Source organism: Streptomyces sp. NPDC058239, assembly GCF_042882185.1.
Classification (GTDB): domain Bacteria; phylum Actinomycetota; class Actinomycetes; order Streptomycetales; family Streptomycetaceae; genus Streptomyces.
In genome coordinates this window covers 88,576-105,335 of record NZ_JBHVWS010000014.1, presented here as the reverse complement: position 1 = coordinate 105,335, position 16,760 = coordinate 88,576, and the positions used below count along the sequence as shown (strand labels likewise).

3 protein-coding genes are annotated in these 16,760 nt (G+C 73.0%); all 3 read left to right on the top strand.

All coding sequences use genetic code 11. The annotated features are described in order from the left end of the window. Positions 1-107 precede the first annotated feature (107 nt). From ACFVYE_RS17890 to ACFVYE_RS17880, 3 genes are read left to right on the top strand one after another with little or no spacing between them, the layout of a single operon-like run. A complete protein-coding gene (locus ACFVYE_RS17890; protein WP_389606269.1) occupies positions 108-14,315 on the top strand; it encodes an amino acid adenylation domain-containing protein in 14,208 nt (4,735 codons plus the stop codon). Then, a complete protein-coding gene (locus ACFVYE_RS17885) occupies positions 14,312-15,631 on the top strand; it encodes a cation:proton antiporter (protein WP_389606267.1) in 1,320 nt (439 codons plus the stop codon). The genes ACFVYE_RS17890 and ACFVYE_RS17885 overlap by 4 nt, the downstream gene beginning before the upstream one ends. Before the next feature lie 14 nt (positions 15,632-15,645). Continuing rightward, on the top strand, positions 15,646-16,644 hold the full coding sequence (locus ACFVYE_RS17880) for a phytanoyl-CoA dioxygenase family protein (RefSeq protein ID WP_389606265.1): 999 nt from the start codon (positions 15,646-15,648) through the stop codon (positions 16,642-16,644). Positions 16,645-16,760: the final 116 nt, after the last annotated feature.

Genomic DNA, 16,760 nt, shown 5'->3' with positions numbered 1-16,760 from the left:
CACGTAATTCAGCACGGTCGATTCCCGCTTTACATCGTGCGCGTGTCCACGGCGGAGAGTCCCGTCCTCCTGGAGTTGCCCCCCCATCAGGTGAATGTCGAGGAGCTATGGATCGATCGCGGTCTTTCGCCGATGCCGAGCGCGAACTCACGCCGGCCGATGCGCGGGAACTCCCGCTGACCGGTGCTCAGGCGGGAGTCTGGTTCGCGCAGCGGGTCGATCCGGACCTGGCGATCTTCCGGGCCTCCGAATACCTGGAGATCCACGGGGCGGTGGACCCCGAGCTCTTCGAGCGGGCCCTGCGTCAGGTGGCCGACGAGACCGACACCCTGCACATCGCGTTCCTGGACACCGACGACGGACCGCGGCAGCGGATCGGCGTGCGGCCCGACTGGCGGCTGAACGTCGTCGACGTCTCCGCCGAGGCCGATCCGCACCGCGCAGCCGTGGAGTGGATGGAGCGGGACCTCGGCCGGCCGATGGAGCTCACCGAGGCACCGCTGTTCACCTACGCGCTCTTCCGGATCGCCGCGGACCGCTGGTACTGGTACCACGCGTACCACCACATCCTCCTCGACGGTGTGGGCGCCGGACTGCTCGTCCGCAGGGTCGCGCAGGTCTACACGGCACTGGCGGAGGGCCAGGACCCGGGCCCGGCGCCCTTCGAGTCCGTACGCACCCTGCTCACCGAGGACCTTGCCTACCGCCAGTCGCCCGAGTTCGCCGCCGACCGGGAGTTCTGGCTCGGGCAGTACGCCGACCGGCCCGATCCGGTGGCCCTGTCGCCTCGCCCGCTGCGGCCCACCGCGGACTTCATCCGGCGCAGCGCCCACCTGCCCGCCGAGGTCCACCGTGCCCTGACGGAGGCGGCCGAGCGGGCCGGTGTCTCCCGGTCCCGGATCATCGTCGCCGCCACCGCCGCGTTCCTGCACCGGATGACCGGGAACCCGGATGTGATCCTCGGTCTCTCGGTGACCGGCCGGACCAGCGAACGGTCCTTCAAGGCGCCCGGCATGGCGGCCAACGTCCTGCCGCTGCGCGTCCCGGTCGACCCCGCCATGACCGTCGGGGCACTCCTGGACGGCGCGCGGTCCGCCGTGCGGGGGGTGATGAGCCACCAGCGCTACCGGGGCGAGGAACTCCGCGGCGACCTGGGGCTGCCCAAGGACCACCGCAGGTACTTCGGACCGCAGCTCAACATCGTGCCGTTCGACTACGACGTGCGCTTCGCCGGCAGCCGGGCGGACGCCCACAACATGTCGCAGCGCCTCATCGAGGACCTGGCGATATCGGTCTACGACCGGGTCGGCGACCGCGGGATCCGGGTGGACTTCGACGCCCACCCCGGGCTGTACGACGCCGGTGAACTCGCCGCCCACCAGGACCGCTACATCGACTTCCTCGGACGCATGGCACGCGCGTCGGCCGAGCCGGGCACCTTCGTGGGCCGCGTCGGCCTGCTCGGCGACGGGGAATACGCGGCCGCGGCGCCGCCGGCCACCGCCCCCCACGCGCAGGGCCCCACGCTGCCGGCCCTCTTCGAGCAGCAGGTGCGCCGGACGCCCGCGGCCACCGCCGTCGAGTGCGAGGGCACCACCCTCGACTACGCGGAACTCAACAGCAGGGCCAACCGCCTCGCCCGGCTGCTGGCGGCCCGGGGCGTCGGGCCCGAGGACCGGGTGGCGCTGCTCCTGCCCCGTTCGGAGCTGTTCGCCGTCGCCGCGCTCGGCGTGCTGAAGGCGGGCGCCGCGTACGTGCCCATCGACCCGGGCTACCCCGCACGGCGCGTCGGCCACATCCTCGACGACGCCGCGCCCACCTGCGTCGTGGTGGCGGACGGCACCGCCTTCCTGGTGGCCGGTGCGGACGCCCCCACCCTCGTGCTCGACGCGCCCGACACCACGGCCTCGCTCGGCGGGTACGCGGCCGACGACCTCACCGACGCGGAGCGCACGGCCCCGCTGACCGCCGCCTGCCCCGCGTACGTGATCTACACCTCGGGCTCCACCGGGCAGCCCAAGGGCGTCGCCGTCACCCACGCCGGCATCCCGAACCTGACGCGGGCCGTCGTCGCGCACCTCGGGGTGCGGCCGGGCAGCCGGGTGCTGCAGTTCGCATCCATGGGCTTCGACGCCGTGGTCCTCGAACTGTGCATGAGCCTGCTGACCGGGGCGACCCTGGTGTTCGCCCCGGGGGAGAGGCTGCTGCCCGGCCACCCGCTGGCCGAGTTCACCCGGCAGGCCGGCATCACCCACGCCCTGCTGCCGCCGTCCTCGCTGGCCGTACTGGACCCGGAGGGCGACCTGCCGCCGGACATGGCCTTCTTCGTGGGCGGCGAGGCGTGTCCCGCGGAGGTGGCCGCCCGCTGGTCCGCCAAGCACCTCGTGGTCAACGCCTACGGCCCCACGGAGATCACCGTGGCCGCCACCATGAGCGGGCCGCTCACCGGTGACGGGGAGCCGCCCATCGGCGGCGCCCTCGACGGGACCTGCCTTCACGTGCTCGACTCCGGACTCGGCCCGGTGCCGCCCGGCGTGCCGGGGGAGCTGTATGTCGCGGGCACCGGAGTCGCCCGCGGTTACCTCGGCCGTCCGGCGCTCAGCGGCGAGCGCTTCGTCGCCAACCCCTTCGGGGCCCCCGGCGAGCGCATGTACCGCACCGGGGACCTGGTTCGTCGACGCCCCGACGGGACACTGGAGTTCGTCGGCCGCGCGGACGAACAGGTCAAGATCCGCGGCTACCGGATCGAGCCCGGCGAGGCCGAGAACGCCCTGCTGAGGCTGCCCGCCGTCGTCCAGGCCGCCGTCGTCGTACGCCCGGACGCGAACGGCGCCCCCGCGCTCGCCGCTTACCTCGTGCCGAACGACGGCGTCGCCGTCGACCTCGCCGCGGTACGGGACGAACTCGCCGAGCTGCTCCCGGCCTATCTGGTCCCCGCGACCTTCACGGTCCTCGACGCGATACCGGTGACCCCCAACGGAAAGACCGACCGCAAGGCGCTGCCGGACCCGGTCGCCGCGGAGGAAAGCTCCGGCACCTTGCCGCGCACCGCGCGCGAGAACGCCCTGTGCGTGCTCTTCGCCAAGGTGCTCAAGACCGAACGGGTCGGCATCGACGACAACTTCTTCGACCTGGGCGGACACTCCCTCCAAGTGGCCCGCCTGGTGCTGCTGATCCGCTCCGGGCTCGGCGTCGAGTGCGGCGTCGAGACGGTCTTCGACGCGCCGACCGTACGCGAGCTGGCCGCACGCCTCACGGGCGAGGCGGACACGGCGGACGCGCCCACCGGGCCGGTGCCCGTACCGCGCGACGACGACCTGGAACTCTCCTTCGCCCAGCGGCGGTTGTGGTTCCTCAGCCGCCTCGACGGGCCGAGCGCCGCCTACCACATCCCCCTCGTCCTCACCCTGGACGGCGCCCTGGACGGCGGCGCGCTGGAAGCCGCGCTCGGCGACCTCACCGACCGCCACGAGAGCCTGCGCACCCTCTACCGGGAGCGGGACGGCGTGCCGGTCCAGCACATTGTCGCCGCGGGCCCCGCGTCCCGGCCGCGGTTGCCGCTCGCCGACTCCGACGACGAACGGCTGTACGACGAGCTCACCGCGGCCGTGGCCCGGCCCTTCGATCTCGCCGCCGAACCCCCACTGCGCACCACGCTGTTCGCCCTCGCCCCCGACCGGCACGTGCTGCTCCTGTTGCTGCACCACATCGCGGCCGACGCCGAGTCGTTCGGTCCGCTGTTGCGCGACCTGACCGCCGCCTACACGGCGCGCCGGGACGGACAGGCGCCGGACCTCGCCCCGCTGCCCGTGCAGTACGCCGACTACGCCGTCTGGCAGCGCCGCGCCCTCGACGACGAGACGGACCCCGACAGCGTCGTCGCCCGGCAGGCCGACTTCTGGAAGCGGGCACTGGCCGGGCTGCCGGACCACATCGACCTGCCCTTCGACCGGCCGCACCCGGCCGGCGCGGGCGTCGTGCCCTCGGGACACCTGGTGCTCCGCCTGGACGCGGAGCCGCACCGCCGCATCGCCGAGCTCGCCCGGGCCACCGGCGCCAGCACGTTCATGGTGCTCCAGGCCGCGCTCGCGGTCACACTGAGCAAGCACGGCGCGGGCGACGACATCGCGGTCGGCGCCCCGGTGGCCGGCCGTCCCGACGAGGCCCTGGCCGACCTGGTCGGCTTCTTCGCCAACACGGTGGTGCTGCGCACCGACACCTCCGGCGACCCCACCTTCCGTGAACTGCTCGCGCGGGCACGGGAGTTCTCGCTCGCCGCCTACGACCACCAGGACCTGCCGTTCGAGCGGCTCGTCGAGACCCTCAACCCGGCGCGCTCGATGTCCCGGCACCCGCTCTTCCAGGTGATGCTGTCGATGGACAGCTCCCGGCGCGCGCTGCCGTCCGTCGCCGGACTGGAGCTCGGGCTGCTCGACCTCCCCGCGGGCAACGCCAAGTTCGACCTGTCGTTCAACGTCCGCGAGACCTTCACCGCCGACGGCGCCGCGGACGGCCTGCTGATCGCCCTGGAGCACCGGGCCGATGTCTTCGAACAGGACACCGCCGAAGCCCTGTTGGCCAGGTACGGCCGGCTGCTGCGGGCCTTCGCCACCGACCCGGACACCCGGATCGGCCGTGTCCCCCTCCTTGACGCACAGGAGCACCGGCGTCTGCTGCGGGAGTGGAACGAGACCGCCGCGGCCGAGTCCCACCAGGACGTGGTCGCCCGCGTCCGGTCGCTGGCCGACGAACAGCCGTCCGCCGTCGCGGTCACCGACGAGGACGGCGACCTCACCTACCGCGAACTCGTCGACCACACCGACAACCTGGCCGCCCGCATCCAGGAGTCGGGCGCCGCCCCCGAGTCGCTCGTCGCGGTCCTCGCCGACCGCGGCCGCCTGCCCGTCGTCGGGTTCCTGGCCACCCTCGCGGCCTCGGCCGCGTACCTCCCGCTGGACACCGACGCGCCGGCCGAACGCTCGGCCGAGCTGCTGACCGACGCGGACACGCCCCTGCTGTTGTCCGGCCCGGAGCACGGCGACCTCGCCGACGCCATCGCGGCGGCGGCCGGACGCCCGGTGACGGTCCTGCGGATCGGGGAGCCCGGCACCGCGCGCCCGGCACGACCGGCGGCCCCGGCCGCCGACCAGTTGGCGTACACCATCTTCACCTCGGGCTCCACGGGCCGCCCCAAGGGCGCGATGGTGCACCACCGCGGCATGAACAACCACCTGCTGGCCAAGGTCGGGGACCTCGGGCTCACCGCGACGGACACCGTCGTCCAGAACGCCCCACTGACCTTCGACATCTCCATCTGGCAGATGATTTCCCCGCTGCTCGTCGGCGGCCGGACGCTCGCCGTGGGCAGGGCGGTCGCGGCGGATCCCGACGAGCTCTTCCGGCGGGTGGTCCGCGAGCGGGCGACCGTCCTGGAAGTGGTGCCCTCGCTGCTGCGCGCCGCGCTGGAGGCCTGGGACGAGGGCACCCCCGTACCCGCCCTGCCGGATCTGCGGTGGCTGGTCGTCACCGGCGAGGAGTTGCCCGGCGAGCTGTGCCGCCGCTGGTCCGCCCGCTTCCCGGCGATCCCGGTCGTCAACGCCTATGGCCCCACGGAGTGTTCGGACGACGTCACCCACGCCGTCATCACCCGCGACCAGGGGGCCGGGCGCACGACCGCGCCGATCGGCCGGGCGATCCGCAACACCCGCCTGTACGTGCTCAGCGACGAGCTCCAGCCCGTACCGGTCGGCGTGGTGGGCGATCTGTACGTCGCGGGCGTCGGCGTGGGGCGCGGCTATCTCGGCGACCCGGCCGCGACCGCGCACACCTTCGTGGCCGACCCGTACGGTTCCGGCGGTGGCAGGCTGTACCGCACCGGAGACCGGGTGCGGTATCTGCCGGACGGACAGCTGGAGTTCCTCGGCCGGCGGGACAACCAGGTCAAGATCCGGGGTCGGCGCATCGAGCTCGGCGAGGTCGAGGCGCGGCTGCGCGAACAGCCCGGGGTGAAGGACGCCGTCGCCACCGTGACGACGGGACCCGGCGGCCTCCCGCGGCTCGTCGCCCATGTGGTGGGGGACGCGGACCCTCGGGCGGTTCGCGAGGCGCTGGCCCGCGCGCTGCCCGACCACCTGGTGCCCTCGGCGGTGCACGCCCTGGACACCATACCGCTCACCCCCAACGGGAAGACCGACCGCAAGGCGCTGGTGGCATCCGAGGAGCCCGACGGGCCGGCCACGGCGGGCCGGGCCCCGCGGACCGCGCAGGAAGAGCTGCTGTGCATGCTGTTCGCCGACGTGCTCGGCGTCGGCCGGGTCGGGGTGGACGAGAACTTCTTCGAGCTGGGCGGACATTCGCTGCTCGCCACCCGCCTGGTGTCCCGGATCCGCTCGGCGCTCGGTCTGGAGGCACGGGTCGCCGCGGTCTTCGAGGCGCCGACCCCGGCCGCCCTGGCGGCGCGCCTCACGACCACCGGCAGGCCCCGCCCGGGCCTGGTGCGCCGCGACCGGCCCGAGGCGCTGCCACTGTCGCACGTCCAGCGCGGGCTTTGGTTCATCAACCGGCTGGAGACCGCGCAGAGCACCTACAACATCCCGTTCGTGGTGCGCCTGACCGGCGAGCTGGACACCCGGGCGCTCGAAGCGGCGTTCGCCGCGGTGGTGGCCCGGCACGAGAGCCTACGGACCGTCTTCCCGGAGGTCGACGGCGAACCCCGCCAGGTCGTCCTCGACCCCGCCGCGGCCGCCCCGGCCCTGACCGTGGTCGACGCCGTGGGCCAGGAACCGGCCGCGCAGGTCGCCCGGGCCGCCGGGGAGGGCTTCGACCTCGTCACGCAACCGCCGCTGCGCACCACCCTGTTGAAGACCGGCGAGCGCGAGCACGTGCTGGTCGTCGTCGTGCACCACATCGCCGGCGACGGCTGGTCGTCGGCGCCGCTGGCCCGCGACCTGTCCCAGGCGTACGCCGCCGCCCTCGACGGCGGGACACCCGCTTGGGAGCCCCTCCCGGTCCAGTACGCCGACTACGCCCTGTGGCAGAACGAACTGCTCGGTGACGATTCGGATCCGGACAGCCTCATCAGCCGCCAACTCGCGCACTGGACAGCAAAGTTGGCAGACCTCCCGGAGGAGATGCCGCTGCCCTTCGACCGGCCGCGGCCGGTCGGGACCGGACTGCCGGGCGGCCGCGTCCCCTTCCGGCTGACGGCCGGAACCCACCGCGCGCTGCTCCGGCTGGCCCGGGAGCGCGGCGCCACCCCCTTCATGGTCCTGCACACCGCGCTCACGGCGCTGCTGTCCCGGCTCGGCGCCGGCACCGACATCCCGGTGGGCACCTCCGTGCACGGCCGCGGCGAGGAGGCCCTCGACCCTCTCGTCGGCTACTTCATCAACTCCTTGGTGCTGCGCGTGGACAGCGCGGGCGACCCCACCTTCGAGGAGCTCCTGGAGCGGGTCCGGCAGGCCGACGTCGCCGCCTTCGCCCACCAGGACCTGCCCTTCGAGCGGCTGGTCGCGGCCCTCAACCCGCGGCGCGTGCTCAACCGGCACCCGCTCTTCCAGGTGAAGCTGCTGCTGCAGAACCTGACCCGCGCCGACTTCACGCTGCCCGGACTGGCCGCCGATGTGCTGGACCACGACCCCGACATGGCCAAGGCCGACCTCCAGTTCAGCCTCTCCGAGACCCTCGACGGGCACGGCGAACCCGCCGGTGTCGAAGGGGCGGTGGGCTACTCGGCCGACCTGTTCGACCGGTCCACGGTGGAGTCGTTCGCGTCCCGCCTGGTCCGCCTCCTGGAGGCCGCCCTCGCCGACCCCGGCATCCGGCTCGGCGCCCTCGACGTCCTTGACCCGGCCGAGCGGCACGAACTCCTGGTGACCCGCAACGACACCGCGCACCAGGTGCCGGACGCCACGCTGGCGCAGCTGTTCCAGGAGCGCGTGGCACTCGCCCCGGACGCCCCCGCCGTCGTCGACGGCCCGCTCCGCCTGACGTACGCCCAGCTCGACGCGCGCGCCAACCGGCTCGCGCGGCTGCTGGCCGAGCGGGGCGCGGGAACCGAGACGCTGATCGCCCTCGCACTGCCGCGGTCGGCCGACGCGGTGGCCGCGATGCTGGCCGTGGGCAAGGCCGGCGCCGCGTATCTGCCGCTCGACGCGGACCAGCCGGGCACCCGGCTGGCCACGGTGCTCGCGGATGCCCGGCCCGCCCTCCTGGTGACCTCGACCGGGACACTGGCCGGCACCCCCGCGCTGGCCGAGGCGGACATCCCGCTGTTGCTCCTGGACACGGACGACACGGTCGCCGCGCTGTCCGGGCGGCTCGCCGACCCGCCGCAGGTGAACGGCAGGGCGCATGACGCCGCGTACGTCATCTACACCTCGGGCTCCACCGGCCGCCCCAAGGGCGTCGTGGTCGAACAGCGCTCCCTGGTCAACTACGCGCTGCACTGCGTGGCCCGGTACCCGGGCCTCGTCGGGCGGACCCTGCTGCACTCCCCGCTCTCCTTCGACCTCGGACTCACCGCCCTGTACGGCACGCTGCTCGCCGGCGGCTGCCTGCACGTCGCCGACCTCGACGAGCGGCTGGACGTGCCGGGCGGCCTCACCTTCGCCAAGGTCACCCCGTCGCACCTGCCGATCCTGGAGACGCTGCCGGAGGTGTTCGCGCCCACTGCCCAACTCGTCGTCGGCGGCGAGGCGTTGCGCGCCGAGCAGCTGACCGGGTGGCGCGCCGCGCACCCCGAGGCGGACGTCGTCAACCACTACGGCCCGACCGAGACCACCGTGGGCTGTCTGGACCACCACATCCCGGCGGGGACACCTCTCGCTGACGGTTCCGTGGTGGTGGGTGGTCCTTTGTGGAATACGCGGGTGTATGTGCTGGATGGTGGTTTGGGTGTGGTGCCGTTCGGTGTGGTGGGTGAGTTGTATGTGGGTGGTGCGGGGGTGGGTCGGGGTTATGTGGGGCGGCCTGGTGTGACGGCTGGGCGGTTTGTGGCGGATCCGTTCGGGGGTGTGGGGGAGCGGTTGTATCGGACGGGGGATTTGGTGCGGTGGACGGTGTCGGGGTTGGAGTTCGTGGGGCGTGTGGATGGTCAGGTGAAGGTGCGGGGGTTTCGGGTGGAGTTGGGTGAGGTGGAGTCGGCGTTGCGGGGGGTTGTGGGTGTGTCGGGTGCGGTGGCGTCGGTGGTGGTGGGTCAGGATGGTGTGGGGCGGTTGGTTGGGTTTGTGACGGGTGGGGTGGATCCGGTGGTGGTGCGTGGTGTGGTGGCGGGGGTGTTGCCGGGGTATGCGGTGCCGTCGGTGGTGGTGGGGTTGGCTGAGTTGCCGTTGACGCCGAACGGGAAGGTGGATCGGGGGGCGTTGCCGGTGCCGTTGGTGTCGGGTGGGGTGGGGCGTGGTCCGCGGTCTGCGGGTGAGGAGATTTTGTGTGGTTTGTTTGCCGAGGTTCTGGGTGTGGGGGTGGTGGGGCCGGAGGACGACTTTTTTGCTTTGGGTGGGCATTCGTTGTTGGCGACGCGGTTGGTGTCGCGGGTGCGGGGTGTGTTTGGGGTTGAGGTGCCGGTGCGGGCGGTGTTCGAGGCGCCGTCGGTGGCGGGTCTGGTGGGGTGGGTCGAGTCGGGTGTGGTGAGTGGGCGTGCGGGGGTGGTGGTGCGGGAGCGTCCGGAGACGGTTCCGTTGTCGTACGCCCAGCGACGCCTGTGGTTCATCAACCGGCTCGAAGGCCCCGGCGCCACCTACAACATTCCGCTCGTCCTGCGTCTCACCGGCGAGATCGACCGCCCCGCCCTCCGCGCGGCCCTGAAGGACCTCGTGACTCGTCACGAAAGCCTGCGCACCGTCTACCCAGAGCACGACGGGGTGCCCTGCCAGCGCATCCTCGACCCGACGAAAGGCGCCCCCGAACTGGAGGAGTCACAGGCCGCCCCCGACGAACTGCGGGCAGCCGTCGATAAGACCGTCCTGCACGGCTTCGATCTGGCCACCCGGCCGCCGCTGCGCGCCAGGCTGCTCACCACCGGCACGGACACCGCCGCGCTCGTCCTGGTCATGCACCACATCACCGGCGACGGCTGGTCACACACCCCCATGCTGCGTGACCTGTCCACCGCCTACGGGGCGCGCCGGGACGGCAGGGCCCCGCAGTGGGAGCCGCTGCCGGTCCAGTACGCCGACTACACGCTCTGGCAGCGCGAGATACTCGGCGACGACGGCGACCCGGACAGCGAGCTGAACCGGCAACTCGCCTATTGGAGCCAGGCGTTGGCGGGCCTCCCCGAGGAGCTGGAGTACCGCCCCGACCGCCCGCGCCCCGAGATGGCCACCCATCGCGGCGACAGCGTGCCCATCGAACTCGGCCCCGCGGAGCACGCCGCCGTCGTCGAGCTGGCCAGGGCGAACGGGGTCAGCATCTTCATGGTGCTCCAGGCGGCCCTCGCCGCGCTGCTGACCCGCATGGGCGCCGGGACCGACATCCCGCTCGGCGCCCCGACCGCCGGCCGGACCGACAGCGCGCTCGACGACCTCGTCGGCTTCTTCGTCAACACCCTGGTGCTGCGCACCGACACCTCGGGCGACCCGACATTCCGTGAACTCCTCGCGCGCGTACGGGAGTCGGACCTCGCCGCCTACGCCCACCAGGACGTTCCCTTCGACCGGCTGGTCGAGGAGATCAACCCGGCGCGCTCCCTCGCCCGGCACCCCCTCTTCCAGGTCATGCTGATCCTGCACAACACCGCGGAGCCCGACGTCGACCTGCCCGGGCTGCGGGCACGGGTCGAGGGGGCAGAGGCCCCGGTCGCCAGGTTCGACATGTCGTTCAGCCTGTGGGAGCGGTACGGGGACGACGGCGGCGCGCAGGGCATCCAGGGCCGGATACGGTACGCCGTCGACCTGTTCGACCGGTCCACGACGGCCGCCCTCGCGGCCCGCTTCCAGCGGCTGCTCACCGCTGCCGCCCACCGCCCCGAACTCACCGTCGACGCGCTCCCTGTACTGGACGAGGAGGAAGAGCGCGAGCTGCTGGTGGCCCGCAACGACACCGCGCACGCCTTCCCCGACGGCTCCCTGCCCGAACTCTTCCGCAGCCAGGCGGCACGCACCCCGCGGGCCATCGCCTTCGAAGACGGGGCGACCACGCTCACGTACCAGGAACTGGACGAGCGCTCCGACCGCCTCGCGGCCGCGCTCGCCACCCACGGCGTGGGCACGGAGGACCGGGTGGCGCTGCTGCTCGGCAGCCGGGCCGAGCACGTCGTGGCGGTCCTCGCCGTGGCCAAGGCAGGCGGGGTGTACGTCCCGCTGGACCGGCGCAGCCCGCAGGGCAGGCTGCGGCACATCCTGGACGGCACCCGGGCCGTGGCCGTCGTCGCGGACCGCACGACCCTCGCGGACGTCCCGGACGGCCCGGCCGCGATCGTGCGGGCCGACGAACCGGCAGCGTCCGCGGCCCGGGAGTCCGGGCTCCGCGGGCCCGGACCCCGCACCCCCGTCCACCCCGACCAGCTCGCGTACGTCATCCACACCTCGGGCTCCACGGGTGTGCCCAAGGGCGTCGCCGTCTCCCACCGCAGCGTCGTCGACATGGTCCACTACCGCTGGTGGGGGCACGGCACCGACGACCGCGTGCTGATGCATCTGCCCGTCTCCTTCGACGCCTCGACGTACGAGCTGTGGGGGCCGCTGCTGCGCGGCGCGCGGATCGTCGCCTTCGACGGCGAGGCCACGGACATCGAGGGCCTCGCCCGCACGATGACCGGACACCGGGTGACGGCGGGCCTCTTCGGCGAAGGGCTGTTCCGGCTTCTCGCGGAGAACCACCCGGAGTGCTTCGCGGGGCTGCGCGACATCTACGTGGGCGGCGACGCCGTCTCGGCGACCGCCGTGCGCAAGGTCCTCGCGCACGCCGGCGCGGCACGGCTGACCAACACGTACGGCCCCACCGAGTGCACCCAGTGCGCGGTCCACCACGCCCTGACGGCCGAGGACGTGGCGCGCAACTCCGTGCCCATCGGGCGGCCGCTCGACAATACGCGCGTCTACGTGCTCGACGACCGGCTGCGGCCGGTGCCGCCCGGTGTCACCGGCGAGCTGTACATCGCCGGCACCGGCCTGGCCCGCGGCTATGTCGAGCAGCCGGGGCTCACCGCCGAACGCTTCGTCGCCGATCCGTTCGGCTCCGCCGGAAGCCGCATGTACCGCACCGGCGACCGCGTCTGGTGGCGTCGCGACGGCGTCCTGGAGTTCGCCGGGCGGACCGACACCCAGGTCAAGATCCGAGGGTTCCGCATCGAGCCGGGCGAGGTCGAGTCCGCGGTCGCCGCCTGCCCCGGGGTCGCCCAGGCCGTGGTGGTCGCCCACGAGGCACGACCGGGGGACCGGCGGCTGGTCGCGTACGTCGTGGCCGAGCCGGACGCTTTCGACGAGGCCGCGCTCGCCCGGCAGGTCGCCGCGGCGCTCCCCGACTACATGATCCCTGCCGCCTTCGTCCGCCTGGACGCCCTTCCGCTCAGCCACAACGGAAAGCTCGACAAGTCGGACCTGCCGGCACCGGAGTTCACGGTCGGCGCCGGGCGGGCGCCGAGCGGCACCCGTGAGCGCGTCCTGTGCGGACTCGTCGCGGAACTGCTCGGCCTCCCCGAGGTCGGCGTCGACGACAACTTCTTCGCCGTCGGCGGCGACAGCATCGTCTCGATCCAGCTGGTGGCGCGGGCCCGGCAGGCGGGGCTGCTCATCACGCCGCGCGACGTCTTCCAGTACCAGAGCGTGGCCGCCCTGGCGTCGGCCGCCAGGGCCGTCGACACCGCGCCGACGCCGGCCGACGACGGCGTCGGCGCCGTCCCCGTCACGCCGATCATGGCGTGGCTGCGCGAACGCGGCGGCCCCTACGCCGGGTTCAACCAGTCGCTGCTGCTGCGCGTGCCGCCCGCCCCGGACAGTGCCGGGCTGGTCCGCGCGGTCCAGGCGGTCCTCGACCGGCACGACATGCTGCGCGCAGTGCTGTGCCGCTCGGACGACGGGCGGTGGACGCTGGAGACCCGGCCCGTCGGCGCGGTGCGCGCCGAGGAGTGCGTACGCCGGGTCGCGCTGCCGCCCGGCGGCGAGGAGGCCGACTGGGCGCGGACCATCGCCGACCACGGCGAGGCGGCACGGCGCGAACTCGCCCCGGACGCCGGCGTCATGACGAGGGTCCTCTGGTTCGACGCGGGCCCGGACCGCGAGGGCCGGCTGCTGGTGATCGCCCACCACCTGGTCGTCGACGGAGTGTCGTGGCGTGTCCTCGCCCCGGACCTGATGTCGGTCTGGCACGACCGTACGGCCGGCTCCGCGGCCGAACTCGCGTCCGTCGGCACCTCCTTCCGCGGCTGGTCGCACCGGCTCGCCGAGCAGGCGCCCACCCCTCAGGTGCGGGACGAGCTGCCCTTCTGGCGGGCCGTGGGCGCCACCGCCGATCCGCTGCTCGGCCACCGGCCGCTGGATCCCGCCAGGGATACCGTCGGTACCACCCGCCGGGTCACCGCCGAACTGCCCGCCGAGGACACGGCGCCGCTGCTGACGACGGTGCCCGCGGTGCTGCGCGCCGCCGTGGACGAGGTCCTGCTGAGCGGCTTCGCGCTGGCGCTGGGACGCTGGCGGGCCGACGGCGGATCCGCCGCGTACCCGCAGGGACCGGCCCGGCACACCGCGGTCCTCGTGGACCTGGAGGGCCACGGCCGTGACGAGGCGGGCGAGGAAGCGGACCTGAGCCGCACCGTCGGCTGGTTCACCACCCTGTACCCGGTCGCGGTCGACCCCGGTGTCGTCTGGCGCGAGGGTGACGCGGCGGCCGCGGGAGAGGGTCTGCGCGCCGTCAAGGAGCAGCTGCGCGCAGTGCCCCGCAAGGGCCTCGGCCACGGTCAACTGCGGTATCTCGACCCGGAGTCGGCCGACGAGCTCGCCGGGGCGGCGACGCCGCAGATCGGGTTCAACTACCTGGGCCGGGTGCGGGTGGACGCCGGCGCGGAGCGCTGGGGAGGCGCGCCCGAGGACGTCCGGATCGCCTCCGCCGACCCGGACATGCCGTGCGCCCACGCGCTGGAGATCAGCGCGATCACTCATGACACCACGTCAGGACCACGCCTGCGGGCAACACTCAGCTGGCCCGAAGGCCTCATCGACGAGCGGCGGGTCCAGGCCCTGGCCGACCTCTGGTTCGCCGCACTCGGATCGCTGGTCCGGCACGCGGCGGACCCGGCGGCGGGCGGACACACCCCGTCCGATCTGCCCCTGATCGACCTTACCCAGGAAGAAATCGACGAGCTGGAGGCAGAGCTGTGAGCGGAGACCTGTTGACCCGTCTCCTGGTGGGCGCCGCCGTGATGATGGTGCTGTGCCGGGTCCTCGCGGCGCTCGCCGCCCGGGTCGGGCAGCCGCCCGTCGTCGCCGAGATGGTGGCCGGCATCGCCCTCGGACCCTCGCTGTTCGGGCTGGTGCTGCCGGACGCCCAGGCGTGGGTGTTCCCGGCCGACGGCACACCGGTGCTGTACGCGCTCGGCCAGCTGGGGATCGCCTTCTACATGTTCCTGGTCGGGCTGGAGTTCAGAGGCTCCCTCGTCCGGGGATCGGGCCTGGCCCGGCGCTCCTTGTCGGTGTCGTTCGCGGGCATGGCCGCTCCGTTCGTGCTCGGGATAGCGGCGACCTACGTGGTCTTCCGGGCCCAGCCCTCGACCGTACCGGAGAAGGGCCTGATCGAAGGAGCCCTGTATGCCGGGGTGGTCGCCTCCGTCACGGCCCTGCCCATGCTCGCGCGGATCATCGAGGAGGAGGGCCTGCTCGGATCCCGCGCCGCGACGGTCGCGCTCGGCGCGGCCGCCGTGGACGACGTGGTCGCCTGGGTGGGGATCGGGCTGATGCTCACACTCACCGGGGCGGGCCATATCGACCCGCTGCTCACGGTGGCCGGTTTCACCGTGTTCGTCGCGCTCCTGTTCACCGTGGTGCGGCGCGCACTGCGCACCTTCCTCGCGACCTCCCTGGACCGGGGCGGGCAGGGATTCCTCCCGCTGGTGTGCGCGCTGCTCTTCGCGGCCTGCGCCGCCACCGAGTTCCTCGGCCTGCACGTGCTGATCGGCGCGTTCGTGCTGGGCCTGGCCTTCCCCAAGAGCGAGGCGCTGTCCCGCTGGGAGGCGTCCGTCCGGCCGTTCGCGGTGGGCGTGCTGCTGCCCTTCTACTTCGTCTACACGGGGCTGCGCACACAGATCCAGGCCCTCGACGCGGGCCCCCTGCTCCTGGGCGTGGGAGTACTCCTCGCCGCGTCGGTGATCGGGAAGCTGGGCGCCTGCGCGCTGGCGGCCCGGCTCCAGGACCCCGGCTGGCTGCCGGCGCTCCGGATCGGCGTCCTGATGAACACGCGCGGCCTCGTCCAGCTCATCGCGCTCAACATCGGCCTGGAATCCGGACTGCTCACCCAGACGTTGTTCACCCAACTCGTGATCGTGGCCGTCCTGTCCACGGTCCTGACGGCGCCCGCACTCTCCCTGACCGCCCGGCTCGAACGCCGTCGCCGCCCGGCGGACGCGCCACCCACAGGAGAGCAGGCGGCGCCGGTCTCCGCTCTCCCCGAAGACCACACCGGTCGACCCGCTCGACCATGAAGAAGGGACTGTACGTGTCAGCACCGACCTCGCCCGTCCTGGCGCCCCACGAGGCGCTCGCCCGCGACGGCTTCGTGGGCCCGTTCCCGCGCTTCGCCGACAACGACACGATCGGCGAAATCGCCGAGTTCTACCAGGACATGCTCGACAACCCGCCCATGCAGCCGCTCTACAAGAGGTACTCGGTACGCGACTGGCACCTGGTCAACGACAAGGTGCGCGAGCTGCTGACCGCACCGGAGCTCCTCGCCAACCTGCAGCTGGCCACCGGCGCCGAGTCGATGATCCTCTGGCGCACCAAGCTCTTCGAGAAGTACCCCGGAGACGGCGCGATCGACTGGCACCAGGAGTACGGCTACTTCGACGGCGAGGAGGTCGGCGGCCACCGCCCGGCCCTCTTCCCCTTCGGCTCGCCCGGAGAGTGGGACTGGACGCTCTGGCTCGCGCTCACCGACGTGTCCGAGGACGACGGAGTGATGGAGTACGTCAAGGGCTCGCAGCGCAGCGCCTACCCGAAGCGCATGGTCAAGCTCACCGAATCCGGCGCCTTCGTCGACCCGCGCAACCGGATCGAGACCAAGGAGGAGCTGCTGTCCCGCGCCGCCGACAACAGCCTCATCCTCGACATCGACACCCGCCGTGTGTACGAGGGCGTCGACCCGCGACAGCACTCGCTCGACGAGCTGTTCGACATCCTCACCGCGCACGTCGACCAGCTGCAGGCCGTCGTCACCGAGCCCTTCGAACTGAAGCCAGGCGACACCCAGACCATGCCGATGAAGGCCGGCGAGTACGTCATCTTCAGCGAGCGCTGCATGCACCGCTCCCGTGCCTCGCTGCCCGGCGCCAAGATGCGCCTGGCCGTCAACGCCCGCTACACCCTCGGCGACACCTGGGTGTACCCGCAGCGCGTCACGGGCGACACCTTCGACGGCTCGAACCTCGACATCAGCGGCCACCGCTGCATCCGCCTCTTCGGCGACCGCTTCAACCCCGCCAACGCCTACCTCTGATCCCGGAACCCGCCGGGCCACGGACCCCCGACCCGCCGACACAGGGCGGGCGGGGGCCGGGCCCGTGCCCGTGCGCCTGACCACGACGTACCGCCGAGTGCGACGCTGCCTGGAGG

Excerpts from the sequence above, each read along its gene's own strand:
- ACFVYE_RS17890 (WP_389606269.1), top strand. The coding sequence starts at position 108 with ATGGATCGATCGCGGTCTTTCGCCGATGCCGAGCGCGAACTCACGCCG.